The organism is Paracoccus sp. SY (genome assembly GCF_002901215.1).
In the GTDB taxonomy this organism is placed as follows: domain Bacteria; phylum Pseudomonadota; class Alphaproteobacteria; order Rhodobacterales; family Rhodobacteraceae; genus Paracoccus; species Paracoccus acridae.
In genome coordinates this window covers 46796-72484 of the sequence record NZ_NWMQ01000016.1, presented here as the reverse complement: position 1 = coordinate 72484, position 25689 = coordinate 46796, and the positions used below count along the sequence as shown (strand labels likewise).

The following is a 25689-nucleotide window of genomic DNA, read 5'->3' as shown; positions in this document are numbered from 1 at the left end:
CTAATTTCTCACTGCCGTTCTCAGCCACGAAGCCAGCGGCATCATAGGCCTTGTCAGCGCCCAGCGTCAGTTTTTGGGTCTAGCCTGGGGAATGACTATGCAGCATGTCCATTGCGGCCTTTCGCTCGGCATGACCGTCGGCCTGGGTCAGATCGCCCTGAACGATCAATCCATGCCGGTTCTCCATCAAGGCATGCCCCATGAAGCAGAGTATCGCGCCTGTGCCAGGGGCTTTCTTGTAAAGCCGCGCTTCTGGATCGGTCGTGGAGACATGGGTTGCGTTGGAACGCTTCTCGCCCCTGAAGTCGACCTCGGCATTGCGGCTGCGATGGTTGGTGCGGGGCATTGGAGCTGTCTCGGGGTTGGTCTCGGCAGTCTGATCATCGGTGGTGTCATCCTGGGCGAGCGAACCGTCGGGGCCCTCGTCATCGGGCGGCGTGCCCTCTGCCTTCGGCTTGAAGCTTTTCATCGATGCCCAGGCCTTGATGAGGGTGCCATCGACCGAGAAGTGATCGTCCGACAGGAGCGGCGCGACCTCGCGATGGGCCAGGATCGCCGTCATGACCTTGCGCGACATCTCGGTCGTCAGCAGCCGGTTGCGGTTCTTCGAGAACACCGTTGGCACCCAAACCGCGTCACCAATTCCGAGACCCAAGAACCAGCGGAACAGCAGGTTATACTGCATCTGCTCCATCAGTTGCCGCTCGGACCTGATCGAGAACAGGATCTGGAGCAGGCTGGCCCGGATCAGCCGCTCCGGTGCGATCGAGGGGCGGCCGAAATCGACATAAAGACGGTCCAAATCAGCGTCGAGGCTGGCAAGTGCGTCATCCACTACTTGCCGGATCTTCCGCAACGGGTGCCGCGCAGGGATGCGGTCCTCAAGATCGACATAGCTGAACAGCGATCCGCTTGTCTCGTCCGTGCCCCGCATGATCGCCTCCGACAACATCCTGCAGGAGATGAATCATGTCCTTCATTTGGCGTCGAGGCCTGACTATTTCAGCAGCCTAAGTCAGATCGTAGTCTGGCAGCCGCTCAATTGCCTCAGCCTTCGTTTTGATCGTAATGTCGCCGTAGTTGTCTCCCGCAGTCCGAGGTGCGTGGCCTTGGATGGCATCCAGAACACGATCTTGTATCCCCATCTCACGTCCTATGGTCTTGAGCCGGTGTCGCCAGCCATGTGACGGTTGGACACCATCAGGGACAAGCTTGTTCTCTTGCAGCCAGTCGCCGATGCGGTTTGCCATCTTTTTGGCATGGTAGATGAATTTGGCTGGGTCGGTGGCATTGTGAAAGAGCGGGCCCTCAGGAGCATTTTCAAGGTAATCTAGAAAGCCCAACGCGATGGTCTGATGGTGCAGTGGAACGTCGCGCCATTGGCCTGTCTTCGTGCTGCCTGCCTCCGGTGTGATCCGCGCAACATGAACGTCGCCTTCCTTCCGGAAATCGGCTTTCCGTAGCTGCGTGATCTCTGCGACACTGGCGCCGGTGAATGCGCAAAGAAGGGGGACCCAGCGCTTGGCAGCTGTTGTCTTTGGGCTCTCCAGCACTTTGCCAGCGGGACCCGTCTTGGGCTGATAGGCACGTGATGCTTTCAGCACCTTAATCGCTTCGGGCGTCGTGTAGCCCTTTTCACGGTTCTGCACCTTTTTCGGAGTCTCGACACGCAAGCCAACAGTCGGATCAGCTTGGATGCGATCCTTGCTGTGCGCCCATTTAAACAGGCTTCGAACCGTTGGAAGGTAGACCTTGCTTACAGTTGAAGGACTGCGCTGCGTCACCGCTAGATCAAGCCAAGCACTGATGTCCTTCCTTGTCACTCGGTTGGCGTCGTCGTGGCGCAGGTAGTCAAGAAGGCTATCGACGGCCAGCGCCTGACGTCGCCCCTTGTCGGCCATGCGTCCGAGAAGTTGGCGGCTTGCCACGTAGTCGCTCCAGAGACGCTTAATACTGACAGGAGGCGGAGTGTCCACTGGCGGCTGTGCATTGACGATTAAGGAGTTCTGAGGCTGGCCAGTAAAATCGCCCTCGTCCCGTTCCGCGACACGCGACAGCGCTTCATATTCCGCCATGCAAAGAGCGCGCGCAATCTGCCGCCATTCATCGCTACCCGGCTGTGCAGTCAGGTTTCCGGAGAGTCGAAATCGTTCGAGCTGTGCTCCGACAAGCTCAGCCAGTTCTGCATCATTCAGGCGACCCGCCATTCCGAGGCGAAGTCGTTGAACCAGAAGATCGTCGATCGGCATCGAGGCATAACGTGAATCGTTCCGCAGCAGATCGTCGAAAGCGAGACGCTGAGCATAATGACTGGCAGCAATCTGATCAGGAGCAAGGGGATACCGTCCTAGCTGAACGTTGCCTGCGCCGCTGGCTGCTACCTGCCGCTCAGCCACCGCCAGTTCGTGCTGGAGAGCTGCGACAGCGCCAGGCAGATGCTTCATAGCCGTGCGAAGATCAGGGCCAAGTGCAGTGCGTAGCTCACTCTTGCCGACGATCCGGCGTAGATCTTTCGGCACTACCAGGCGCGCGAAGAATCTGCCGTTTCGGTTCAGTAGGTATCGGGTTGCGCCAGCCATGTTGAAGATCCGGTTTGTAACAGCTTTTGTGACACCGAAACGACCAAAGCCCCTGCAAGGCAAGGGCCTTTATTCACATCAAGAGCTTAGCGGATGAAAGGGTGAGAGGCTGGACAACGACCCAAGCGGGGCTCGTTACGGCTGCTTCCTTCCGGACCTGACCGGGTTGGCGAGGCGCCTGCCCGCGCCAACCTCTCGATGCGTTAGATAATGCGGGTTCGCGGGCGATGCAAGCCGTCAAAGATGCAGGCGGATGACGGCGAAGTCGCGGTCGTCATGGCCCACATGATCCATCCGGCGGCCGCAGCGTTCCGCGACCTCGGCCAGAAGGGGCAGGCCTTGGGGACCCGTCTCGAACAGGACCGTGGTGTCGGGCATCGGCATGAACTGCCAGGCCGGGCTTGGGTCGATGGACAGGCAACGGCGCTGGCGCAGGTAATCGCGGATCACGTTTCTGGTCTGAGGGCCTGGGGGCAGGGCGATCGGCTTGCCGATGGTCAGGGGCGCGAACAGCCCGCAGGCCGCCAGTCGATAGGAATTCGTGGCAAGGACGAACCGGTCCTCGTCGCGAACGGGGCGGCCGCGCCATGTCAGGTCGCGGATGCGGCTTCCGCCAGCCGGAAAGCCATCGACCGAAAAGGCGGGTGGGGCCGACAGGTCGATCCGCCACGCGACATCCTGGATGACATCGAACTGATAGGCCGGAAAACCCGGGTCGGTCAGCGGCTGGTCGTGTTCGCCAGGGCGGATCTGTCGAAACACGCTGGCCGAGCGTTCAAGCCAGTTGCGCAGGTCGGCGCCGTCGATCTGCAAGGCGCAGATGCGGTTCGGAAAGGAATAGATGTCGGTCAGGTTCCCCAGCCGCAGCCGGCCGGGCGCGACATCCGTGTAATAGCCGGGGCCACCCCGCCCGCCTGCCCGGAAAGGCGCGGCGGCCGACAGGACCGGAAGACCCTCCAGCCGGGTTCCGGCCAGGCTTTTGCGCACGAACCAGCGTTGCGCCATGTTGACCAGGGACAGCGCGGGGTCCACGCCCACCATCGCGAAATAGCTGCTGATCCGCTGGTCGCTGCGGGCGATATGGGTCCGCAGCCCCGCCATCGTCTTCCGGTGCGCGGGCGACACGACGCCCGTGATGGCAGGTGCGGGGGGCAGATCGGGACCGACAGTCTCGCAGTGCGATGTCGCATCGGACAGGCGCCAGCCAGTGCCAGGACCGCGGGTCAATGACAGGTCGACGATGCCCAGATGTGACCCGGCAAAGCCCGGCATCACGGCCGGCTTGCCCGACAGGGTGCCGCCCGCCGTATCGACGCCCGGCCTGCCCGCCACCTGATGGCCTGGAAAGACCTCGTGGGTATGGCCCGCAACGATCACGTCGATCCCGTCGATGACGGCAAGTTCGGCCGCGACATTTTCGCCAAAAGGGGCTGCGGGACGGTGCGAAATTCCGCTATGCGCCAGGGCGATGATCAGATCGGCGCCCGCTTCCTTCATCTGCGGAACGACAAGGCGGGCCGTGGCCAGGATGTCGTCGCAGGCCATCTGCCGCGACAGGTCGCGGTCCCAGGCGGTCGTCTGCGGCGGCAGGAAACCAACCAGGCCGATCCGCAGGCCGGCCGGGCGCCCGTCATCGGTCAGCACGCGCTTGTCCAGGATCGAGAAGCGGGGAAAGTCCGGCCGTCCCCGAAGGCGCAGATTAGCAGCAAGAAACGGGAACCGTGCCTGACGGGCAGCCGCCTGTAGAACATCCAGGCCAAAGGCGAAATCGTGATTGCCGATGGCCGCCGCGTCATAGCCCATCTGGTTCATGGCGGCGATGGCCGGATGTCGCCCGCCCGCCTGTGCCGCCTGGTCCCCCAGCGGCGTTCCCTGCAGGAAGTCCCCGTTGTCCAGAAGCAGCGTGTTCCGCCCCGCCCGCCGCCTGTCCACCAGCGACGCGATCTGCGCCAGGCTTCCCTGCCGGCAGGGACGATCCGCCAGGTAATCATGGGGCAGAAGCTTCATGTGCATGTCGGTCGTCGCCAGGATGCGCAGACCGACGGTATCCGTCAGGTCCGACGTCGGGTCGCCTTCGTTTGCCACGCCCGCTGTGTCCCGCATTCCAATCCTCGACCACAGGCGCGGCGCGACGGCGGCATCCTGTCCTGATCAAATTATCGACAGCACGACGTCTTCACAACCACAGATTGTCGTGCAACCATCATCCCCCGCACATTGACGATAAAGGCTGCAGCCGTGCCTGAATCGGCACAGGGCTTACGCCTGCCGGTGATCCGGCGACAGGGGATACCCTTGCGGTTGAAAGAAATGGCCTGGATCGTTATGAACCCCGCAATTTGCAGCAGCCGGGCCACCGCCGGCATTGAATGGTCAGGCAGAAATGAAATTCTCGACCCGCTTCGATACCGACAAGCCGTCGGCCGAGCTTTTTGACATCATCAGCGATTTTTCCCGAAGCGAACGCACCCTGGGGGCGCGGGGCGCGCAGGTCCGGCGGATCGACCCGGCCCAGGACCCCGGGACCGGGCTAGGCTGGACCATCGACTTCAACTGGCGCGGGCAACGGCGGAACGTGCGGCTGGATGTCACCCGGTTCGACCGCCCGTCCCACATCACGCTTGACGGCCAGTCAGACCAGTTCGACCTGTCCATCAACATGACCGTCGTGGCGCTGAGCCGCGTGAAATCGCGCCTGCTGTTCGAAACCGAGATCCGTCCCCGTACCATGCGCGCCCGGTTGTTGTTGCAGACCGCCAAGCTGGGCAAGGCGCAACTGGACCGGAAATACGACCAGCGGATCGCCGATTTCCTGACGCACCTGCGCGCGGCCTAGCCCGCCTGCCGCTGCGCCTCGCGCAGGGGATCGGCGGGATAGACGCCCAGGATGTCCAGCGACGAGGTGAAATAGCGCAATTCGTCAAGCGCGCGCTGAAGGGCCGGATCCTCGGGGTGGCCTTCGACATCGGCATAGAACTGGGTCGCGGTGAAGACACCGTCCACCATATAGCTTTCCAGCTTGGTCATGTTGACGCCGTTCGTCGCGAACCCGCCCATGGCCTTGTAGAGCGCGGCGGGAATGTTGCGGACCCGGAAGACGAAGGTGGTCAGCATCCGGTCGGAGCGGCGGTTGTAATCGGGCTGCCGTCCCATGATCAGGAAGCGGGTGGTGTTGTGGTGATGATCCTCGATGTCGCGGGCCAGCACCTCCAGCCCGTGGATCTCGGCGGCCAGTTCGCTGGCCATGACGCCTTCGCCCGGCATCCGGTCGCGCGCAAGATCGGCGGCGGCGCCCGCGCTGTCGGCCGAGGCCGAGGCGGTCATCCCATGCCGCGTCAGGAAGCCGCGCGCCTGCGGGATCAGCACCAGATGCGCGCGGACGTGGCGCACATCCTCCAACCGGGTGCCCGGCAGCGACATCAACGCAATGCGGACCCGCACGAAGGCCTCGTCGATGATGTGCAGGCCGGATTCCGGCAGCATGTGATGGATGTCGGCCACCCGGCCATAGGTCGAATTCTCGACCGGCAGCATGGCCAGGTCGGCCTCGTGGCTGCGCACGGCCTCGATCACGTCCTCGAAGGTGCGGCAGGGCAGGACCTCCATCCCGGGCCGCGCCTTGCGGCAGGCTTCGTGGCTGTAGGCGCCGGGTTCGCCCTGGAAGGCGATGCGGTTGGTCGTGGTCGTCATGGCCGCTGTCCGAATTTTGAAGGCTCGTGTGGTCAACTATACCTTGATCCTTCAAAGCGAAAGCGGATACATACCCCACGAATTGACGAGCTTACCAAGGCGGGGATCGCACGCGATGTTCAACACCATGACCGTGACCAAGGCCGCAGGCGCGCTGATCGGCGCGCTGCTGTTTCTGATGCTGGCCAACTGGGCGGCGGGATCGCTGTATCACGTCGGCTCCACCCATCACGGCGAGGGTGAGGAGGTCGCGCAGGCCTATACCATCCCGGTCGAGGAGGCCGCGGGCGGCGAGGAAGCGGCCGAGGAGCAGATCGACTTCGCGGCGCTGCTGGCTTCGGCCGATGCCGCCGCGGGCGAAAAGGACTTCGGCAAGTGCAAGGCCTGCCACAAGCTGGACGGCACGGACGGCGTCGGCCCGCACCTGAACGGCGTCGTGGGCCGCGAAGTCGCCTCCGTCGCGGGCTTCAACTATTCCCCCGCCATGGTCGAGCACAAGGCCGAGGTGCCTGCCTGGACGCCCGAGGCGCTGCAGGAGTTCCTGGCCAACCCCAAGGCGGACGTGCCGGGCACCAAGATGTCCTTTGCCGGCCTGAAGGATCCCCAGGATCGCGCCGACATCATCGCCTATCTGCAAACCCAGCAGTAAGGCTGTCCGCATCGGAATGGGGCGCATCGCGGGATGCGCCCTTTTTCATGCGCGCATCCCACGCGGCCTCACGAAATCGCGGCTTGATCGTGTCCCCCGCGCTGCCTAGCGTGCAGCAGACACCACAGCCGGAGTTCGCCCCATGCGCCGCCTTGCCCTGATCGCCACCCTTGCCCTTGCCCCGGCCGGTGCCGCCCTGTCGCAAGAGGCCGAGGCGACCGGGAACGGCGAAACCGTCATCAAGACCCACGCGATCGCGCTGTTCGGCGAACCCGCGCTGCCTGCCGATTTCCCCCATTACCGCTATGTGAACCCCGACGCGCCCAAGGGGGGCGAGATTTCCTTTGGCGCGGTCGGCGGCTTCGACAGCTTCAACCCCTTCACCCATCGGGGCCGGGCCATCGCCCTGTCGGTGATCCAGCTTGAACGGCTGATGGACAGCCCGGCGGACGAGCTGGGCGTCGATTACTGCCTTTTGTGCGAGACGCTGGAATATCCCGAAAGCAAGGACTGGGTGATCTTCAATCTGCGCCCCGAGGCGAAGTTCAGCGACGGCACGCCGCTGACCGCCCATGACGTGCTGTTCAGCTTTGAAACCCTGCGCGACAAGGGCCTGTCGTCCTTCCGCATGGCGATGCAGCAGATGGTCGCCAAGGCCGAGGTGCTGGACGACCACCGCATCAAGTTCACCTTCGCCAAAGGCTATCCCCGCCGCGACGTGATTTCTCAGATGGGCAACCAGATCGTCTTCTCGAAGAAGGACTTCGAGGACAACGAGCGCGACCTGGAGCAGAGCACGAACATCCCCTATGTCGGGTCCGGTCCCTATATGTTCGACCGCGCCGACATGGGCCGCACCATGGTCGTGAAACGCAACCCCGATTACTGGGGCAAGGACCTGCCGATCAACCAGGGCCGCTTCAACTTCGACCGCATCCGCTACGAGATGTTCGGCGACTTCGACAGCGCCTTCGAGGCTTTCAAGGCGGGCGAATACACCTTCCGCAACGAGACATCCTCGATGCACTGGTCCACGCGCTATGACTTTCCGGCCCTTGCCTCGGGTGCCGTGGTGCGGGAAACGCTGCCCAACGGCCAGATCGCCAGCGCGGATGCCTGGGTCTTCAACCTGCGCCGCGAGAAGTTCCAGGACATCCGCGTGCGCGAAGCGATCGGGCTGATGTTCAACTTCGAATGGACGAACCAGACGCTGCTTTACGGTCTGGAAACGCGCGTCAATTCCTTCTGGGACAACAGCGAATTCCGCGCCGACGGCCCCCCCACGCCCGAGGAGGTCGCGCGGCTGGAACCCGTCGCGGCCGATCTGCCCGAAGGCATCCTGACCGATGACGCGGTGGTCCAGCCGACCTCGGGCGAACGCCAGCAGGATCGCCGGAACATGCGCCAGGCCATGGCCCTGCTGGACGAGGCGGGCTGGGCCGTGGGCAGCGATGGGATGCGCCGCAATGCCGCCGGAGAGGTGCTGCGGGTCGAGATCCTGAACGACGACGTGGGCAACGATCGCATCCTTAACCCCTTTGTCCAGAACCTGCGCGCCATCGGCATCGACGCCGTGAACCGCCGCGTGGACAATGCCGAGATGGAGCTGCGCACCCGGTCCAAGGATTTCGACATGGTCGAGGATTCGCTGGGCCAGTCCTATGCGGTCGGCGGTTACGCCGGCCAGGTCTTCGGGTCCGAGGACGCGGACGACGTGTTCAACCCGATGGGCCTTGCCAATCCCGCCATCGACCGGCTTCTGGAACTGGGCCAGCAGGCGGAAACGCAGGAAGAAAACCTTGTCGCCATCAGCGCCCTGGATCGCGCCCTGCGCAGCCTGCGCTTCTGGGTGCCGAAATGGTACAAGGCCGAATACACGCTGGCCTATTACGACATGTATCGCCACCCCGAACAGATGCCGCCCTATGCGCTTGGCACGCTGGACTTCTGGTGGGCAGATACCGCGCGCGAGGCGGAACTGAAGGCGGCAAGGGCGATCCGCTGACGTCAGGGTTGATTTCCGGGCGGTCCCGCCCGACAAGGGCGGGATAAAGGACAAGGGGCCGCGAAGGCCCGCAAGGGGCAAGGGCAATCCGATGGGCGCCTATATCCTGCGGCGGTTGCTGCTGATCATCCCGACGCTGATCGGGATCATGGTGGTGAACTTCACCCTGACGCAATTTGTCCCCGGCGGTCCCATCGAACAGATCGCCGCGCAGGTGCAGGGTTCGGGCGACGCCTTCAGCAACATATCCGGCGGGGGCGCGGGCGCCGACACCGGCGTGGTCGAAGGATACGAGGGCGCGCGCGGCCTGCCGCCCGAGTTCATCGCCCAGCTTGAGAAAGAGTTCGGCTTCGACAAGCCGCCCTTGCAGCGCTTCCTGACGATGATGGGCAATTACCTGACCTTCGATTTCGGCACGTCATGGTTCCGGTCGATCAGCGTCATCGACCTGGTGATCGAGAAGATGCCGGTGTCCATCACGCTGGGCCTGTGGTCCACGCTGCTGGCTTATCTGATCTCGATCCCGCTGGGGATCCGCAAGGCGGTGCGCGACGGGACGCGGTTCGACACCTGGACCTCGGGCATCATCATCATGGCCTATGCGATCCCGGCCTTCCTGTTCGCGGTGCTGCTGATGGTGCTGTTCGCGGGCGGCAGCTATTGGCAGATCTTCCCGCTGCGCGGTCTGACCAGCGACAACTTCGCCGACCTGACGCTTTGGGGCAAGATCAAGGACTATGCCTGGCACGCGACCCTGCCGGTGGTGGCCTCGACGATTTCCAGCTTTGCCACGCTAACCCTTCTGACAAAGAACAGTTTTCTGGACGAGATCAACAAGCAGTATGTGATGACCGCGCGCGCCAAGGGCCTGACCGAGGGGCGCGTGCTTTACGGCCACGTCTTCCGCAACGCCATGCTGATCGTCATCGCAGGGTTTCCGGCGGTGTTCCTGGGCGTCTTCTTCGGCGCTTCCATCCTGATCGAGACGGTTTTTTCGCTGGACGGCCTTGGCCGCCTGGGCTTCGAGGCCGCGGTGCAGCGCGACTATCCGGTGATCTTCGGCACGCTTTACGTCTTCGGGCTTCTCAGCTTGGTGGTGGGGATCCTGTCGGACATGATGTATGTCTTCGTCGATCCGCGCATCGACTTTGAATCGAGGGCCGGTTGATGGCACTCTCGGAACTCAACCGCCGCCGCTGGCGAAATTTCCGCCGCAACGGCCGCGCCTTGTGGTCGCTGGTGATCTTTTCAATCCTGTTCGTGATCGCCATGTGTGCCGAACTGGTGGCCAACGACAAACCCATTGTCGCCAGCTATCGCGGGGAACTGTATTTTCCTGCCTACAACTTCTATCCGGAAACCGCTTTTGGCGGCGATTTTCAGACCGAGGCGATCTATAACGACCCGGCCGTGGAATGCCTGATCGTGACCGGCGGAAGCCAGGATTGCTGGGACACGCCCGAGGAACTGATCGCCGCCGTGGACGCGGGCACCAGCGACATCCCCAAGGATGAACAGGGCTGGATGATCTGGCCGGTGATCCCGTTCCATTATTCGACCATCAACAACGTGGGCAGCGCCCCAAGCGCGCCGGACGGCACACATTGGCTGGGAACCGACGACACCGCCCGCGACGTGCTGGCCCGCGTGATCTATGGCTTCCGCATCTCGATCCTGTTCACGCTGATCGTGACGGTGGTGGCATCTGTCGTGGGCATCGCGGCGGGGGCGATCCAGGGATATTTCGGCGGGCGGACCGATCTGGTCTTCCAGCGGGTGCTGGAGATCTGGGCATCCACCCCGTCGCTTTACGTCATCATCATCCTGTTCGCGATCTTGGGGCGCAGCTTCTGGCTCTTGGTCTTCGTGACGATCCTGTTCGGCTGGCCCGCGCTTGTGGGCGTAGTCCGGGCCGAATTCCTGCGGGCGCGGAATTTCGAATATGTCCGCGCCGCCCGTGCCCTGGGCGTGTCCGACCGCACCATCATGTTCCGCCACATCCTGCCCAACGCGATGGTCGCCACGCTGACCATGCTGCCCTTTGTCGTGACCGGCACGATCAGCGGGTTGGCCGCGCTGGATTACCTGGGCTATGGCCTGCCCGCATCGGCGCCCTCGCTGGGGGAACTGGCGTTGCAGGCCAAGCAGAACCTGCAGGCGCCCTGGCTGGCCTTCACCGCCTTCTTCACATTCGCCATCATGCTGTCGCTTCTGGTCTTCGTCTTCGAAGGCGTGCGCGATGCCTTTGACCCCCGGAAGACCTTCAAATGACCGAAGCCGTTCTGTCGGTCCAGGACCTGCGCATCAGCTTTCGCCAGGAAGGCCGGACTGTGCCCGCCGTCAAGGGCGTCAGCTTCCACATCGGCAAGGGCGAGACGATGGCCCTGGTGGGCGAATCCGGGTCGGGCAAGTCGGTGACGGCCCTGTCCACCGTGCGCCTGCTGGGCGATTCCGCCGTGGTCGAGGGATCGGTCAAATACGCGGGCCGTGAGATGGTGGACGCGCCCGAGCCTATGCTGCGCGACATCCGGGGCGATGACATCAGCTTCATCTTCCAGGAACCGATGACATCCCTGAACCCCCTGCACACGCTGGAAAAGCAGCTGGGCGAAAGCCTGGCGCTGCACCAGGGGCTGACCGGGGCCAGGGCACGCGCACGGATCGTCGAACTGCTGACCCGCGTGGGCATCCGCGATCCCGAATCGCGGTTGTCGGATTACCCGCACCAGTTGTCGGGCGGGCAGAGGCAGCGCGTGATGATCGCCATGGCGCTTGCCAACGGGCCGGAACTGCTGATCGCGGACGAGCCGACCACCGCGCTTGACGTGACGATCCAGGCGCAGATCCTGGACCTGCTGGCGGAACTGAAGGCGGCCGAGGGGCTGTCGATGCTGTTCATCAGCCATGACCTTGGCATTGTCCGCCGCATCGCCGACCGCGTCTGCGTGATGAAGGACGGCGAGATCGTGGAACAGGGCCCGGTGGCCGAGATCTTTGCCAATCCGCAGCACGACTATACACGCAAGCTGCTGGCTGCCGAACCGACGGGCAGGGCCGACCCCATCTCTGATACTGCCGAAACCATGGTCGAGACGCGCGACCTGAAGGTCTGGTTTCCGATCCAACGTGGCCTGCTGCGCCGCACGGTGGGCCATGTGAAGGCCGTGAACGGCGCGACCCTGACCCTGCGGGCCGGGGAAACCCTGGGCATCGTCGGGGAATCAGGCAGCGGCAAGACGACGCTGGCCTTGGCGATCATGCGGCTGATCGCCAGCGACGGGCCGATCCTGTTCATGGGCCAGGACATTTCCCGCTGGCAGTCGCGCCAGTTGCGAAGGCTGCGCCGCGACATGCAGATCGTCTTCCAGGATCCCTTCGGCAGCCTGTCGCCCCGGATGACGGTCGAACAGATCATCGCCGAGGGCCTGACTGTCCACGGGGTCGAAAAAGGCCGCGACCGCCGCACCATGGTTGCCGAGATCATGGCAGAGGTGGGATTGAACCCCGACACCATGCACCGCTATCCGCACGAATTTTCCGGCGGGCAGCGACAGCGCATCGCCATCGCCCGCGCCATGATCCTGCGGCCCAAGGTGGTGGTGCTGGACGAACCGACAAGCGCCCTGGACATGACGGTGCAGGTGCAGATCGTCCAGCTTCTGCGCGGCTTGCAGCAGAAATACGGGCTGGCCTTCCTGTTCATCAGCCACGACCTGCGCGTCGTGCGCGCCATGTCGCACAAGATCATGGTCATGCGCGCGGGCGAAGTGGTCGAGCAGGGGACCACGACCGAAATCTTCGACGCCCCGCAGCAGGAGTATACCCGCGCGCTGCTCGCGGCGGCATTTCGTGATCATCACCGATGAAGATCCTGTTCGTTCACCAGAATTTTCCGGGCCAGTTCCCCCATCTGGCCCCCGCTCTTGCCGCGCGCGGCCATCAGGTCCTGGCCCTGACGGATGAAAAGAACCAGCGGACCAGCCAGGTTTCGACCGTGCGCTACAAGATGCCCGACCCGGTGCAGGTAACCGGTTTCGGCCGCAGCTATGCCACCCATGCCGAACGTGGCTATCTGGCGGCACGCGGCGCGCGGGCCTTGCGGGACCGGCACGGGTTCACCCCGGATGTGATCATCGGTCATACCGGATGGGGCGAAACGCTGTTTTTGCGTGAAATCTGGCCCGATGCGAAGCTGCTGGTCTATGCCGAGCTTCTGTACCGCACGCGCGGCCAGGATGTGGGCTTCGATCCCGAACTGCAACAGGACAGCGACGAATCGCGGATGCTGACCGTGGCGCGATCGGCCCATCTGATCCAGGGCATCGTCCAGGCCGATGCCGCGATCGCGCCCACCTGTTACCAAGCCGAAAGCTTCCCGCCGGAACTGCGCGGCAAGATCACGGTCATCCACGACGGTATCGACACCGACCGCGTCTGTCCGAACCCCCGGGCCACGCTGACCCTGCCGGGCGGTCGGACGTTGCAGGCGGGGGACGAGGTTCTGTCCTATGTCAGCCGTTCGCTGGAACCCTATCGCGGGTTCCACATCTTCATGCGGTCGCTTCCTGCCCTTCTGGCTGCCCGACCGCAGGCGCAGGTCGTGATCGTAGGGGCCGAGGGCACCAGCTATGGCAACGCCCCCAAGGACGGCGGCACCTGGAAGGCGCGGATGCTGGACGAACTGGGCGACCGGCTGGATCTGTCCCGCGTCCATTTCCTGGGCCGTGTCGCTTACGAGGATTACCTGTCGCTGATCCAGCTGGCCCGCGTGCATTGCTATCTGACCTATCCCTTCGTGCTGTCCTGGTCCCTGACCGAGGCGATGGCGGCGGGGGGCTATGTCGTGGCCTCGGATACCGAGCCGGTGCGGGAACTGCTGCGCAACGGTGAGAACGGGCGGCTGGTGCCGTTCTTCGACGTGCCGGCGCTGTCGGACGCCCTGATCCGGGGCCTTGCGGGCGATCCCGATGCGGACCGGCTGCGGAGAGCGGCGCGGCAGACGATCCTGGACGGCTATGACCTGCATCGCCACAGCCTGCCGCGCCAGATTGCATGGGTGGAAAGCCACGCGCCGATGGGCTAGATCCGCCACATCACAGAAAGGCGCATCATGGTCGAGATCCGGCTGACGAATACCCGCACCCGCAAGAAAGAGGTTTTCGAACCCCTGGACCCCCGGAACGTGCGCCTCTACCTGTGCGGGCCGACCGTCTATGACCGCGCGCATCTGGGCAATGCCCGGCCGGTGCTGGTCTTCGACGTGCTGGTGCGCCTGCTGCGCCATGTCTATGGCGCGGATCACGTCACCTATGTCCGCAACTTCACCGACGTGGACGACAAGATCAACGCCCGCGCCGCCGCCACCGGTCGCACCATCCGCGAGATCACCGAGGAGACCGTGGCCTGGTATCACCAGGACATGGACGCCCTTGGCGCCGCGCGTCCCGACCACGAGCCCCGCGCGACCGAATACATCGTCCAGATGGTCGCGATGATCGAGACCCTGATCGCGAACGGCAACGCCTACGAGGCCGAGGGGCATGTCCTGTTCGATGTCCGGTCCTTTCCCGAATACGGCCGCCTGTCGGGCCGTTCGGTGGACGACATGATCGCCGGCGCGAGGGTCGAGGTCGCGCCCTTCAAGCGCGACCCGATGGATTTCGTGCTGTGGAAGCCCTCGGACGCCGACCAACCCGGCTGGGACAGTCCCTGGGGACGCGGCCGTCCCGGCTGGCATATCGAATGCTCCGCCATGTCGGCGGCGCTTCTTGGCCCCAGCTTCGACATCCACGGCGGCGGCATCGACCTGCAATTTCCTCATCACGAGAACGAGGTCGCCCAAAGCTGCTGCGCCCATCCCGAGGCAGGCTTCGCCAATGTCTGGCTGCACAACGAGATGCTGCAGGTCGAGGGCAAGAAGATGTCCAAGTCGCTGGGCAACTTCTTCACGGTCCGCGATCTTCTGGACAAGGGCGTGCCGGGCGAGGTGATCCGGTTCGTGATGTTGAGGACGCACTATCGGAAGCCTATGGATTGGACGGAGGCAAAGGCAAACGAAGCTCAGACAATTTTGTCTAATTGGCATGAGATGGTGGTAGGTATCGAGCCAGCAACCAAACCTGCTAAAGAAGTGGTATCCGCACTAGCTGACGATCTAAATACCTCTGTTGCAATAGCGGCATTGCATGAACTGGCAAAAGCAGGCGATGCACCACGTTTGTTAACATCGGCCCGCCTTCTCGGGCTGTTGCTGCCGGGAGATTACGGGTGGGCAGCAAAACGTCCATCTGATGAGGAAATTCTAAGTCGTGTAAAGCGATTGGCTGAAGTGTGGTTTGGTTTACGTGCAGTGAAGGATTATCAGGCCGCTGATCGTTTGCGGGAGCAACTGCTGGACGCTTCGGTTCAGCTTTCGGCCGGAAGGGACGGTCCTGCTAGGTTTGACTTCCTCACCCCTACCTCTTCAGACTGGGCGAAGGAAATTGTTGTAAAGCTTGATGCTATTGAAAGCAGATGGCTGTTATAGTTTCTCTCAGTCAGGGAGAACCTGATGACCCTTGAAGCCTGCACCAACTTGGTCCGGTCCGAGGATCCCGACCGCTTCGGTGCGGTCTTGGTCGCCGATCCGCAGGATCGGCCTGGGCTTATAACGCTTTACGCGCTGAACCTGGAAATCGCGCGGGCACCTTTTCAGTCGGGCGAGCCGCTGTTGGCCGAGATGCGGCTGCAATGGTGGGTGGACCGGCTGGCCGAGATGGGCACGGGCAGACCGCCCCCCCTGCATGACGTGCTGACCCCTTTGTGGGAGGCCTGGGGCACCGAGGCCGGGCAGCTTGCCCCCCTGGCCGAGGCCCGCCGCCGCGACTGCTTTCGCGAACCTTTCGCAACCTCCGAGGAGGTGGCCGACTATGTCGCCCACACCAGCGGGCGGCTGATGACGCTGGCCGCTGGACGGCTGGGCGCGGATGCGCGAGGGCAGGCGGTCGCCGCCGATCAGGGGCTGGGCGCGGGGCTGGTGGCTTGGCTGCGCGCGCTGCCTCGACTGCAACCCATCGGCCTTGGACTGGCAAGCGCCGACACCGCCGATGCGGCCCGCCTGGCCCGACTGGCGCAAGAGGCGTTCGGCCGTGCCGCAGGGTCGCGCAGGCTGCTGCCGAAACGGGCGGCTGCGGCCCTGTATCCTGGCCCGGGGGTGGGGCCGCTGTTGACCGGCGTCCTCAGCGGCAAGGTGAACATCTTCAAGGAAGTGCCTGTTGTTGCACCGTTTCGACACCGGGCTTCGCTGGCGCGGCTGGCGCTGACCGGGCGATGGTGGCGCTAGCCCATGGTCTTGCCTCGGCCATAAACCCTCTTTTCATGCTTTGGCTGATATGAAAGGAATTGGGACACAGGGACGGCGGGACGGACGGATGGCCAAAGGACTGGATGCACAGGCGAGGCAGGGCTATGCCCTGATCGCGCCCCCGTTCCTTTATGCGCTGCTGATTCTGGCGGCGCCGCTGTTGACGATCCTGACCTACAGTTTCCTGACCGACGGCTATCTGACGGTCGTGCGCGACTTCACCTGGGCCAATTACGTCCAGGTCTGGACCGATCCCATCGTGCGCACGGTGATGCTGCGGTCGCTGACGGTATCGGCACTTGTCACGCTGGCGACGGTGCTGCTGGCCTTTCCGGTGGCCTATTACGTCAGCTTCATGGTGCGGCCGGAAAAGAAGGCGACCTGGCTGTTCCTGATCACCATTCCCTTCTGGACCAGCTATCTGATCCGGGTGTTCCTGTGGAAGGTGATCTTGGGCTATAATGGCGTCATCAATTCCAGCCTGACCGGGCTTGGCATCATCGACGAGCCCCTGACCTTCATCCTCTATAACGTGAACTCGATCGTGATCACGCTGGCCCATGCCTATGCGCCCTTCGCCATCCTGCCGATCTTCGTGGCGCTGGAAAAGATCGACCGGTCCCTGCTGGAAGCCGGGCGCGACCTGGGCGAAAGCCGGGCGATGACCTTCTGGCGCGTCACGCTGCCCCTGGCGATGCCCGGCGTGCTGGCGGCGGTGCTGATCGTCTTCATCCCGACCATCGGCGATTACGTCACCCCCGAACTGATCGGCGGCGGCAAGATCCCGATGATCGCGAACCTGATCCAGGTGCAGATGCTGGCGCTGGACAACCGCCCGCTGGGATCGGCCCTGGCCGTCACCGCAATGGCCATCGTCGCCCTTGTCAGCATCGTCTTCCTGCTGATCAACCGCCGCTTCCTGAAGGTGCGGTCGTGAAGGGGCAGGGGCGCGGCCTGCAGGCCTATGCGCTGCTGTATCTGCTGTTCCTTTACGCGCCGATCATCCTGCTGCCGCTGTTCGCCTTCAATTCCGGCACGATCATCGCCTTTCCGCTGCAGGGCTTCACGACCGACTGGTTTTCGCAGATGTGGGCCAATGCCACGCTGCGCACGGCCCTGACGAATTCGCTGATCATCGCCGTGTCCGCCGCGATCCTGGCGACCTGCCTGGGCATCTTTGCGGCCCGCGCATCCACGCGGTTCGAGTTTCCGGGCAAGGGCGGCATGATGGGCTTCATCCTGCTGCCGATGGTCCTGCCAGAAATCATCGTCGCCATGTCGCTGCTGGTCGTGCTGCTGGGCGCGGGGGTGCAACTGTCGATCCTGACCGTGATCGTCGGCCATGTGCTGATCTGCATGCCCTATGCCATCGCGATCCTGACCACCGCGTTCTCCAGCCTGGACAAGTCGCTGGAGGAAGCGGCCTATGACCTGGGCGAAACACGGTGGAGCGCGTTCCGACTGGTCACCCTGCCGCTGGTCATGCCGGGGATCATCAGTTCACTGCTGATTTCCTTCACCATCAGCCTGGACGAATTCATCATCGCCTTCTTCCTGGCGGGCAATCAGCCGACGCTGCCCACCTATATCTTCAGCCAGCTTCGCTTTCCCAAGCAGATCCCGATGATCATGGCGCTTGGCACCGTCCTTGTGGCGCTGTCCATCGTGCTGCTGGCGTTGGGCGAATACTTCCGCCGCCGCGGCAATGCCCGCATGGGCGGCAATCCGACCGGAGGGTTCCTGTGACCGACGACCGCAAGCCGATGATCGAATGTCGCGGCGTCCACAAGCATTACGGCGACTATCACGCGCTGCGGGGCATCGACCTGACCATCCGGGCGGGCGAGTTCTTTTCCCTGCTGGGGCCCTCGGGCTGCGGCAAGACCACGCTGCTGCGCACCATTGCCGGGTTCGAGGACATTTCCGAAGGCGCGATCCTGATCGACCAGAAGCATATGGAGGAGGTGCCCGCGAACAAGCGGCCCACCAACATGGTCTTCCAGTCCTATGCGATCTTTCCCCATCTGACGGTCGCGCAGAACGTGGCCTTCGGCCTGCGCCGCGATCCGCGCGGCAAGGCGGAAAAGGCGGCCCTGGTCGAGGAGGCCCTGGCTATGGTGGGCCTGCGCGGATATGGCAACCGCGCCGCGCACGCGCTGTCGGGCGGGCAGCGCCAGCGAGTCGCGCTTGCCCGCGCGCTGATCCTCAAGCCCAAGGTGCTGCTGCTGGACGAACCGCTGTCCGCGCTGGATCGCAAGATGCGCGAACAGATGCAGGTCGAACTGATCAAGCTGCAACGCCAGGTCGGCATCACCTTCGTCCTGGTGACCCATGACCAGGAGGAAGCCCTGGTCATGTCCGACCGCATCGCCGTCATGTTCGAGGGCGAGATCGCCCAGCTTGACGGACCCGAGGCGCTGTATGCCCGTCCGGCCAGCCGCCGGGTCGCGGATTTCATCGGCGTGATGAACTTCCTGCCTGCCCATATCCTGGGCGAAAGCGACGGCGTGGCCACGGTCGAGGCTCCGGGCCTGGGCGTGGTGGAACTGCCCGCCCGCCAGATCAGCCGCGCCAATCCCGACGATGAAGGGCCGACGATCGGCTTTCGCCCCGAAACCATGACTCTGGTCGGCCCGAACCAGGCCCACAGCCAGCCGCGCGAAACCAACGCCACCATCGACGAGGTCGTCTATTACGGCGACATGACCTATTACGACCTGCGGCTGGACGGCGCCGCCGCCATCGACGGCAAGGCGCACACGGTCCGCATTTCCATGCGCAACGTCTTCGGCCGCGACGTGCAGGAGGTGGGGACCCGCACCCGCCTTGCCTGGTCGCCGGGATCGCTGGTCCTGTTCCGCTGACGCTTGCAGAAGCCCGGCCGCTTGCCTAGAACGCGCCAGACTTAGCAAAAGGGGCGCGTCATGGGCTTTCGCATGGGAATTGTCGGCTTGCCGAACGTGGGCAAATCGACGCTGTTCAACGCGCTGACAAAGACCGCCGCCGCGCAGGCCGCGAATTTCCCCTTTTGCACCATCGAGCCCAATGTGGGCGACGTGGCCGTGCCCGACCCCCGGCTTGACACGCTGGCCCAGATCGCTGGCAGCAAGCAGATCATTCCGACGCGGATCACCTTTGTGGACATCGCGGGCCTTGTGAAGGGCGCCAGCAAGGGCGAGGGGCTGGGTAACCAGTTCCTGGCCAATATCCGCGAGGTGGACGCCATCGCCCATGTCCTGCGCTGCTTCGAGGATGGCGACGTCACCCATGTCGAAGGCCGCGTCGATCCCATCGCGGACGCGGAAACCATCGAGACCGAACTGATGATCGCCGACCTGGAATCGGTCGAGCGCCGCCTCGCGAATATCGCGCGCAAGCTGAAGGGCGGCGACAAGGAGGCCGTGGCCCAGGAAAAGCTGCTGAAGGCCGCGCAGGCCGCGCTGGAATCCGGCAAGCCCGCGCGCACCGTTCAGGTCGCTGACGAGGATCGGAAGGCCTGGAACATGCTGCAACTGCTGACCGCCAAGCCGGTCCTGTTCGTCTGCAATGTGGAGGAGGAGAAGGCCTCGACCGGCAATGCCCAGTCCGACCGCGTGGCGAAGATGGCGGCGGAACAGGGTGCGGGCCATGTGGTGATTTCCGCCCGGATCGAGGAGGAGATCAGCCAGCTTCCCACCGACGAAGCCGCCATGTTCTTGGAGGAGATGGGCCTGCACGAGGCGGGCCTGGATCGCCTGATCCGCGAAGGCTACAAGCTGCTGGGCCTGGACACCTATTTCACCGTCGGCCCCAAGGAGGCCCGCGCCTGGACCATCCACAAGGGCACCCTGGCCCCGCAGGCCGCCGGCGTGATCCACGGCGATTTCGAACGCGGCTTCATCCGCGCGGAAACCATCGCCTATGACGACTATGTCGCCTACAAGGGCGAGGCGGGCGCGCGAGAGGCGGGCAAGTTCCGGGTCGAGGGCAAGACCTATGCCGTCAAGGACGGCGACGTCCTGCACTTCCTGTTTAACGGCTGACGCGGTCAGCGCAGCCAGAGATACCAGGCAAGGGCCACCGCCACCAGGATCGCAATGATCCCGAACGGGCCGCGCCACCAGGGGGTCCGTTCCAGCGGATCGAAGGACAGCGGCGCCAAGCCATGCCCCAGGCTTTCGCGAATCCGCTGCCGCGCGCGGGCAGGGGCCATGACCGGTGTCAGGTCGCCCGCAAAGCGTGCAAGCCGTTCCTGCCAATCGGCAAACTGGGCCTTGTCCTGGGGTTCGCCCCCGCGCAGCGCAAGCGCCTGTTCGGCCGTGGCAAAGCTTTCGCCCTCATCGGCGGTATGTCCAGCCAGCCGTTCCAGCCCTTCGTGCAAGGCATGTCGGGCCTCGTCGGCGGACATTCCCAGGCGTTGCCCCAGTCCGGGATAATCCAACCCCTCCAGATAGGCGATGCGCACCAGTTCCAGCCCATCCCCGGCGAGCCTGTTTCCGGCACCGGCTTGCACCGGCGCGGGAAGTCCGCGCAGGCGATCCACCGCCCGGTCCCGTGCCTGCGTGACCAGCCAGGCCATCGGCGAAAGCCCGCTGTCCGCGAAGCGCGCGGCATCCTTCCAGATGCCGATATAGGCCTGTTCCAGCACCTCCTCGGCCTCTCTCCGGTCTTTCAGGATCGACAGGCACAATGCGTTCAGCCGCGCGGACGTGGCCTCGTAAAGCTCGTCAAAGGCGCGGCGGTCGGCCTTGGCGACACGTGCGATCAGATCGGCCAGCAGGGGCTGTCGGTCATGTTGCAAGGGGCAGGGATCCTCTTGTGGTTGCAGCCAACTTAGCAGCCGTCCCGCCTTCGTCAACGCAGCCCCGGCTTGCGCATGGCGGACTTATGCGCAATCAAGGCAGCCGATGCGATGAAAGGGCCTTGCGATGCTGGAGACGAACGCCAAACCGACTGAGGAGATCGACCTGCGCGAGGTGTTCGGTCTGGACAGCGACATGAAGGTCAAGGGCTTTTCGGAACGAACCGACCGCGTGCCCGAGATCGACAGCACCTACAAGTTCGACCCCGACACCACGATGGCGATTCTGGCAGGCTTTGCCTATAACCGCCGGGTGATGATCCAGGGCTATCACGGCACCGGGAAATCGACCCATATCGAACAGGTGGCGGCGCGGCTGAACTGGCCCTGCGTGCGGGTGAACCTGGACAGCCATGTCAGCCGGATCGACCTGATCGGCAAGGACGCGATCAAGCTGGTGGACGGCAAGCAGGTCACGGTCTTCCACGAGGGCATCCTACCCTGGGCCTTGCGCAACCCGACCGCCATCGTCTTCGACGAATACGACGCGGGCCGGGCCGACGTTATGTTCGTGATCCAGCGCGTGCTGGAAACCGACGGCAAGCTGACGCTGCTGGACCAGAACGAGGTGATCACCCCGCATCCCTGCTTCCGCCTGTTCGCGACCGCGAACACCGTGGGTCTGGGCGACACGACGGGGCTTTATCACGGCACCCAGCAGATCAACCAGGGCCAGATGGACCGCTGGTCGCTGGTCAGCACGCTGAACTATCTGTCCCACGACGCCGAAGCCGCGATCGTGCTGGCCAAGAACCCGACCTACAACACGGAAAAAGGCCGCAAGATCATCAGCCAGATGGTGACGTTGGCGGATCTGACGCGCACCGCCTTCATGCAGGGGGATCTGTCCACCGTCATGTCGCCGCGCACGGTGATCGCCTGGGCGCAGAACGCCCGCATCTTCGGCAACAACATCGGCTATGCCTTCCGGCTGACCTTCCTCAACAAGTGCGACGAGCTGGAACGCCAGACCGTTGCCGAATTCTATCAGCGCCTGTTCGACGAGGAACTGCCCGAAAGCGCGGCCGCGCGCGCCAAATAAGGGCGGCATCGGTGCAAAAAGGAAAGGCGGGCCCGCAAAGGCCCGCCTTTTTCGCGATCAGACTTCCTCGGCGACCGGGTAATCGACATAGCCTTTCGGCCCGCTGCCATAGAAGGTGGCGGGATCCTGCTGGTTCAGCGACAGATCCTCGGCAAAGCGGCGGGGCAGGTCGGGCGTGGCGATGAAGTCCTTGCCGAAGGCCGCAGCGTCGGCGCGGCCCGACCGCACCAGTTCGCTGGCGCTGTCGCGGGTCAGCTTTTCGTTGGCGATGAGCACGCCGCCGAAAGCCGCCTTGATGTCGTCCATCAGGCTGTCGGCCCCCAGGTATTCGCGCAGGCAGATGAAGGCCAGGCCGCGCTGCTTCATCTGGCGCGCCACATATGTGAACAGCGCCTTGGGATCGCTGTCGCCCATGTCGTGGTTGTCGCCGCGCGGGGCGAGGTGCAGGCCGACCCGGTCAGCGCCCCAGATGCCGATGGCGGCATCGACGATCTCGGTCAGGAAGCGGACGCGGTTCTCGATGGGGCCGCCATACTGGTCGGTGCGGCGGTTGGTGCTGTCCTGCAGGAACTGGTCGATCAAATAGCCGTTGGCCGCGTGGATCTCGACCCCGTCGAAACCCGCGCGCTTGGCGTTCTCGGCCCCCTTGCGATAGGCCTCGACGATGCCCGCGATTTCGGCGGTTTCCAGGGCGCGGGGGGTCTCGTATTCCTTTTTCGGCCGGACAAGGCTGACGGTGCCCGCGGGCTTGATCGCGCTTGGCGCGACGGGCAGTTCGCCATTCAGGAACATCGGGTCGGAAATGCGGCCCACATGCCACAATTGCAGAAAGATCAGCCCGCCCGCGTCATGGACGGCCTTGGTGACCTGCTTCCAGCCTTCGACCTGTTCGTCGTTCCAGATGCCCGGCGTGTCGGCATAGCCCACGCCCATCGGCGTCACGCTGGTGGCTTCCGACAGGATCAGCCCGGCCCCGGCGCGCTGCGCGTAATATTCGGCCATCATCGCGTTCGGCACCCGTTCGGCTCCGGCCCGCGCGCGGGTCAAGGGCGCCATGACGATGCGGTTGCGAAGGGTCAGGGGTCCAATCTGGAGAGGATCGAAAAGGGTCGGCATCTAAGGTCCTTTCAGTTCTTGCGTTCTGTGCAACTGTGTATCGCCAGGGTCCGTGTCAACATGATCCCGGCGCATGACAGCCTTGGCCTGGACGCCCTGGCCGGTTAGAACCACCTTCCGTTTCCCGGAGGATCCCATGGACACAGCCGCCCGCATCGCCCGCACCATCGCGACCGAGATCAATGCCACCCCCGCCCAGGTCACGGCTGCGGCCGATCTGCTGGATGGCGGCGCGACGGTGCCCTTTGTGGCGCGATACCGGAAAGAGGCGACGGGCGGCCTGGACGACACGCAGTTGCGCACGCTGTCGGACCGCCTGGCCTATCTGCGGGACATGGAGGCGAGGCGGGCGGCGATCCTCAATTCCATCAAGGACCAGGGCAAGCTGACCGACGACCTGGCCCGCGCCATCGCCGGGGCGGAAACGAAATCCGCGCTGGAGGACATTTACCTGCCCTTCAAGCCCAAGCGGCGCACCAAGGCGATGATCGCGCGGGAAAACGGGTTGGAGCCGCTGCTGCGCGCGATCCAGGACGACCGCGCGGCCGATCCGGCCGCGCTTGCCGCGGGCTATGTGATCGGGGCGGTGGCCGACGTGAAGGCCGCGTTGGACGGCGCGCGCGACATCCTGGTCGAGGAACTGTCGGAAAACGCCGCGCTGCTGGGCGCCTTGCGCGACTTCATGCGGGCCGAGGCCTTTATCGCCGCCAAGCTGATCGCGGGCAAGGAAACCGCAGGCGCGAAGTTCAGCGACTATTTCGACCATCGGGAAAAATGGTCGGCCATCCCCTCGCACCGGGCGCTGGCGATCCTGCGTGCGGCGAAGGAAGAAGTCGTCACCATCGACATCGCGCCCGACCCCGAAACCGGCGCTCAGCGGGCCGAGGGCATCGTGGCGCAGGCCATCGGCATCCGGGGCAGCGCGCCGGGCGATCAATGGCTGCGGCAGGTGGCGGGCTGGACCTGGCGCGTCCGGCTGTCCAACACGATGTATATCGACCTGATGACCGAATTGCGCAAACGCGCGCATGACGAGGCGATCCGCGTCTTCGGTCGCAACCTGCGCGACCTGCTGCTGGCCGCGCCTGCTGGCGCGCGGGTGACGCTGGGCATCGACCCCGGCATCCGCACCGGCTGCAAGATTGCGGTCGTGGACGCGACCGGCAAGCTGCTGGACACGGCGACCATCTATCCCTTCCAGCCGAAGAACGACCTGCGGGGGGCCGAGGCGACGCTTCTGGCGCTGATCGCGAAACATGGCGCGGATCTGGTCGCCATCGGCAACGGCACCGCCAGCCGAGAGACCGAGCGCCTTGTGGCCGAGGTGCTGAAGCGCCTGCCCAAGGGTGTGAAGGCGCCGACCAAGGTGATCGTGTCCGAGGCGGGCGCCTCGGTCTATTCCGCGTCGGAACTGGCCGCCAAGGAGTTCCCGCAGCTTGATGTGTCGCTGCGCGGCGCGGTGTCGATCGCCCGGCGACTGCAGGATCCGCTGGCCGAACTGGTCAAGGTGCCGCCCGAATCCATCGGCGTCGGCCAATACCAGCACGATGTGGACCAGCGGCAGCTTGCCAAGACGCTGGAAGCCGTGGTCGAGGATGCGGTGAACGCCGTCGGCGTGGACCTGAACACGGCATCCGCCCCGCTGCTGGCCCATGTCGCGGGACTGGGGCCGTCGCTGGCGCAGAACATCGTGGCCTGGCGCGACGAAAACGGCGCCTTCCCGTCGCGCGCGGCGCTGAAGAAGGTCGCGGGCCTTGGACCGCGCGCCTTCGAACAATGCGCAGGCTTTCTGCGCATCCGCGACGGCAAGGAGCCGCTGGACGCATCCGCCGTCCACCCCGAGGCTTACGGCGTCGCCCGCAGGATCGTGGCCGCCTGCGGGCGCGACATCCGCGCAATCATGGGCGACGGTGCCGCCCTGAAGGGCATCCGCGCCGAACAGTTCGTGGACGATCATTTCGGCCTGCCCACCATACGCGACATCCTGTCCGAACTGGAAAAGCCCGGCCGCGACCCGCGCCCCAGCTTCGTCACCGCCAGCTTCGCCGAGGGCGTGAACGAGATCACCGACCTGAAGCCCGGCATGACCCTGGAAGGAACGGTCACGAACGTCGCGGCCTTCGGGGCCTTCGTGGACATAGGCGTCCACCAGGACGGGCTGGTCCATGTCAGCCAGCTTGCCAACCGCTTCGTCAAGGATCCGAACGAGGTGGTGAAGGTCGGCGACGTGGTCCGCGTCCGCGTGACCGAGGTGGACGTGCCCCGCAAGCGCATCGGCCTGACGATGCGGACCGACGGCGAGGCCGCGAAACCCACGCAGAAGCCGCAAGGATCGGCAGGCCGCGCCACGGCTGCCCCCAAAACGGCCGGTCAGGGCGGATTCGGGGCTGCCCTGGCCGAAGCGATGCGGCGGAAATAGGGATCTT

20 protein-coding genes, 1 other RNA gene and 1 pseudogene are annotated in these 25689 nt (G+C 64.3%); 15 read left to right on the top strand and 7 right to left on the bottom strand.

What is annotated here, in order from left to right:
- The 4 genes and pseudogenes from CK944_RS13310 to CK944_RS13295 all read right to left on the bottom strand — a co-directional run.
- A pseudogene (locus CK944_RS13310) lies at positions 1 to 934 on the bottom strand (IS5 family transposase); the annotation flags it as partial.
- Between the two features lie 76 nt (positions 935 to 1010).
- The gene (locus CK944_RS13305; RefSeq protein ID WP_103173552.1) at positions 1011 to 2579 is read right to left on the bottom strand and encodes a DUF6538 domain-containing protein; all 1569 of its coding nucleotides are present in this window, start codon (positions 2577 to 2579) and stop codon (positions 1011 to 1013) included.
- 99 nt (positions 2580 to 2678) lie between these two features.
- Positions 2679 to 2777: signal recognition particle sRNA small type (ffs, locus tag CK944_RS13300), an RNA gene on the bottom strand.
- 39 nt (positions 2778 to 2816) lie between these two features.
- Positions 2817 to 4682: a bifunctional 2',3'-cyclic-nucleotide 2'-phosphodiesterase/3'-nucleotidase gene (locus CK944_RS13295; RefSeq protein ID WP_103173551.1), complete on the bottom strand. Its 1866-nt coding sequence runs from the start codon at positions 4680 to 4682 to the stop codon at positions 2817 to 2819.
- Between the two features lie 280 nt (positions 4683 to 4962).
- On the opposite strand from CK944_RS13295, the gene CK944_RS13290 reads away from it, so the two are divergent.
- Positions 4963 to 5415: a hypothetical protein gene (locus CK944_RS13290; protein ID WP_103173550.1), complete on the top strand. Its 453-nt coding sequence runs from the start codon at positions 4963 to 4965 to the stop codon at positions 5413 to 5415.
- Here CK944_RS13290 and CK944_RS13285 read toward each other — a convergent pair.
- On the bottom strand, positions 5412 to 6269 hold the full coding sequence (locus CK944_RS13285; protein ID WP_103173549.1) for a prephenate dehydratase: 858 nt from the start codon (positions 6267 to 6269) through the stop codon (positions 5412 to 5414). The genes CK944_RS13290 and CK944_RS13285 overlap by 4 nt on opposite strands.
- Before the next feature lie 115 nt (positions 6270 to 6384).
- On the opposite strand from CK944_RS13285, the gene CK944_RS13280 reads away from it, so the two are divergent.
- The 12 genes from CK944_RS13280 (at position 6385) to ychF (ending at position 20287) form a co-directional block, all read left to right on the top strand.
- Entirely contained in the window at positions 6385 to 6918 is a 534-nt protein-coding gene (locus CK944_RS13280; RefSeq protein WP_103173548.1) for a cytochrome c family protein, read from the top strand.
- Positions 6919 to 7060: 142 nt separating this feature from the next.
- A complete protein-coding gene (locus tag CK944_RS13275) occupies positions 7061 to 8923 on the top strand; it encodes an extracellular solute-binding protein (RefSeq protein WP_103173547.1) in 1863 nt (620 codons plus the stop codon).
- 91 nt (positions 8924 to 9014) lie between these two features.
- Positions 9015 to 10091, top strand: a complete 1077-nt coding sequence (locus CK944_RS13270) for a microcin C ABC transporter permease YejB (protein WP_103173546.1) — start codon at positions 9015 to 9017, stop codon at positions 10089 to 10091.
- Positions 10091 to 11194 (top strand): ABC transporter permease, encoded by a 1104-nt coding sequence (locus CK944_RS13265; protein WP_103173545.1) that lies wholly within the window; start codon positions 10091 to 10093, stop codon positions 11192 to 11194. Before CK944_RS13270 ends, CK944_RS13265 begins: the two co-directional genes overlap by 1 nt.
- Positions 11191 to 12789 carry an ABC transporter ATP-binding protein gene (locus CK944_RS13260; RefSeq protein WP_103173544.1) on the top strand — a complete coding sequence of 533 codons (1599 nt, stop codon included), beginning with the start codon at positions 11191 to 11193 and terminating at the stop codon, positions 12787 to 12789. Before CK944_RS13265 ends, CK944_RS13260 begins: the two co-directional genes overlap by 4 nt.
- Positions 12786 to 14006 carry a glycosyltransferase gene (locus CK944_RS13255; protein WP_103173543.1) on the top strand — a complete coding sequence of 407 codons (1221 nt, stop codon included), beginning with the start codon at positions 12786 to 12788 and terminating at the stop codon, positions 14004 to 14006. Before CK944_RS13260 ends, CK944_RS13255 begins: the two co-directional genes overlap by 4 nt.
- A 27-nt stretch (positions 14007 to 14033) precedes the next feature.
- A complete protein-coding gene (cysS, locus tag CK944_RS13250; protein ID WP_103173542.1) occupies positions 14034 to 15449 on the top strand; it encodes a cysteine--tRNA ligase in 1416 nt (471 codons plus the stop codon).
- 24 nt (positions 15450 to 15473) lie between these two features.
- The gene (locus CK944_RS13245; protein ID WP_103173541.1) at positions 15474 to 16244 is read left to right on the top strand and encodes a squalene/phytoene synthase family protein; all 771 of its coding nucleotides are present in this window, start codon (positions 15474 to 15476) and stop codon (positions 16242 to 16244) included.
- An 88-nt stretch (positions 16245 to 16332) separates the two neighbouring features.
- Positions 16333 to 17202 (top strand): ABC transporter permease, encoded by an 870-nt coding sequence (locus CK944_RS13240; protein ID WP_103173540.1) that lies wholly within the window; start codon positions 16333 to 16335, stop codon positions 17200 to 17202.
- Positions 17199 to 18011 (top strand): ABC transporter permease, encoded by an 813-nt coding sequence (locus CK944_RS13235; RefSeq protein ID WP_103173539.1) that lies wholly within the window; start codon positions 17199 to 17201, stop codon positions 18009 to 18011. The genes CK944_RS13240 and CK944_RS13235 overlap by 4 nt, the downstream gene beginning before the upstream one ends.
- Positions 18008 to 19129 carry an ABC transporter ATP-binding protein gene (locus CK944_RS13230; RefSeq protein WP_103173538.1) on the top strand — a complete coding sequence of 374 codons (1122 nt, stop codon included), beginning with the start codon at positions 18008 to 18010 and terminating at the stop codon, positions 19127 to 19129. The genes CK944_RS13235 and CK944_RS13230 overlap by 4 nt, the downstream gene beginning before the upstream one ends.
- 60 nt (positions 19130 to 19189) lie before the next feature.
- Positions 19190 to 20287 carry a redox-regulated ATPase YchF gene (gene ychF, locus CK944_RS13225; RefSeq protein ID WP_103173537.1) on the top strand — a complete coding sequence of 366 codons (1098 nt, stop codon included), beginning with the start codon at positions 19190 to 19192 and terminating at the stop codon, positions 20285 to 20287.
- A gap of 5 nt (positions 20288 to 20292) precedes the next feature.
- Here the strand turns inward: ychF and CK944_RS13220 are convergent, their stop codons facing one another.
- Entirely contained in the window at positions 20293 to 21045 is a 753-nt protein-coding gene (locus tag CK944_RS13220) for a sigma factor (RefSeq protein WP_239986066.1), read from the bottom strand.
- A 127-nt stretch (positions 21046 to 21172) separates the two neighbouring features.
- On the opposite strand from CK944_RS13220, the gene cobS reads away from it, so the two are divergent.
- Entirely contained in the window at positions 21173 to 22147 is a 975-nt protein-coding gene (gene cobS, locus CK944_RS13215; protein ID WP_103173536.1) for a cobaltochelatase subunit CobS, read from the top strand.
- Between the two features lie 57 nt (positions 22148 to 22204).
- On the opposite strand, the gene CK944_RS13210 is transcribed toward cobS, so the two are convergent.
- On the bottom strand, positions 22205 to 23263 hold the full coding sequence (locus CK944_RS13210) for an alkene reductase (RefSeq protein WP_103173535.1): 1059 nt from the start codon (positions 23261 to 23263) through the stop codon (positions 22205 to 22207).
- Positions 23264 to 23399: 136 nt separating this feature from the next.
- Here CK944_RS13210 and CK944_RS13205 point away from each other — a divergent pair, with 136 nt between their 5' ends.
- The gene (locus CK944_RS13205; protein WP_103173534.1) at positions 23400 to 25682 is read left to right on the top strand and encodes a Tex family protein; all 2283 of its coding nucleotides are present in this window, start codon (positions 23400 to 23402) and stop codon (positions 25680 to 25682) included.
- Positions 25683 to 25689 lie beyond the last annotated feature (7 nt).

Excerpts from the sequence above, each read along its gene's own strand:
- CK944_RS13305 (WP_103173552.1), bottom strand. The coding sequence starts at position 2,579 with ATGGCTGGCGCAACCCGATACCTACTGAACCGAAACGGCAGATTCTTC.
- CK944_RS13295 (WP_103173551.1), bottom strand. The coding sequence starts at position 4,682 with ATGCGGGACACAGCGGGCGTGGCAAACGAAGGCGACCCGACGTCGGAC.
- CK944_RS13290 (WP_103173550.1), top strand. The coding sequence starts at position 4,963 with ATGAAATTCTCGACCCGCTTCGATACCGACAAGCCGTCGGCCGAGCTT.
- CK944_RS13285 (WP_103173549.1), bottom strand. The coding sequence starts at position 6,269 with ATGACGACCACGACCAACCGCATCGCCTTCCAGGGCGAACCCGGCGCC.
- CK944_RS13280 (WP_103173548.1), top strand. The coding sequence starts at position 6,385 with ATGTTCAACACCATGACCGTGACCAAGGCCGCAGGCGCGCTGATCGGC.
- CK944_RS13275 (WP_103173547.1), top strand. The coding sequence starts at position 7,061 with ATGCGCCGCCTTGCCCTGATCGCCACCCTTGCCCTTGCCCCGGCCGGT.
- CK944_RS13270 (WP_103173546.1), top strand. The coding sequence starts at position 9,015 with ATGGGCGCCTATATCCTGCGGCGGTTGCTGCTGATCATCCCGACGCTG.
- CK944_RS13265 (WP_103173545.1), top strand. The coding sequence starts at position 10,091 with ATGGCACTCTCGGAACTCAACCGCCGCCGCTGGCGAAATTTCCGCCGC.
- CK944_RS13260 (WP_103173544.1), top strand. The coding sequence starts at position 11,191 with ATGACCGAAGCCGTTCTGTCGGTCCAGGACCTGCGCATCAGCTTTCGC.
- CK944_RS13255 (WP_103173543.1), top strand. The coding sequence starts at position 12,786 with ATGAAGATCCTGTTCGTTCACCAGAATTTTCCGGGCCAGTTCCCCCAT.
- cysS (WP_103173542.1), top strand. The coding sequence starts at position 14,034 with ATGGTCGAGATCCGGCTGACGAATACCCGCACCCGCAAGAAAGAGGTT.
- CK944_RS13245 (WP_103173541.1), top strand. The coding sequence starts at position 15,474 with ATGACCCTTGAAGCCTGCACCAACTTGGTCCGGTCCGAGGATCCCGAC.
- CK944_RS13240 (WP_103173540.1), top strand. The coding sequence starts at position 16,333 with ATGGCCAAAGGACTGGATGCACAGGCGAGGCAGGGCTATGCCCTGATC.
- ychF (WP_103173537.1), top strand. The coding sequence starts at position 19,190 with ATGGGCTTTCGCATGGGAATTGTCGGCTTGCCGAACGTGGGCAAATCG.
- cobS (WP_103173536.1), top strand. The coding sequence starts at position 21,173 with ATGCTGGAGACGAACGCCAAACCGACTGAGGAGATCGACCTGCGCGAG.
- CK944_RS13210 (WP_103173535.1), bottom strand. The coding sequence starts at position 23,263 with ATGCCGACCCTTTTCGATCCTCTCCAGATTGGACCCCTGACCCTTCGC.
- CK944_RS13205 (WP_103173534.1), top strand. The coding sequence starts at position 23,400 with ATGGACACAGCCGCCCGCATCGCCCGCACCATCGCGACCGAGATCAAT.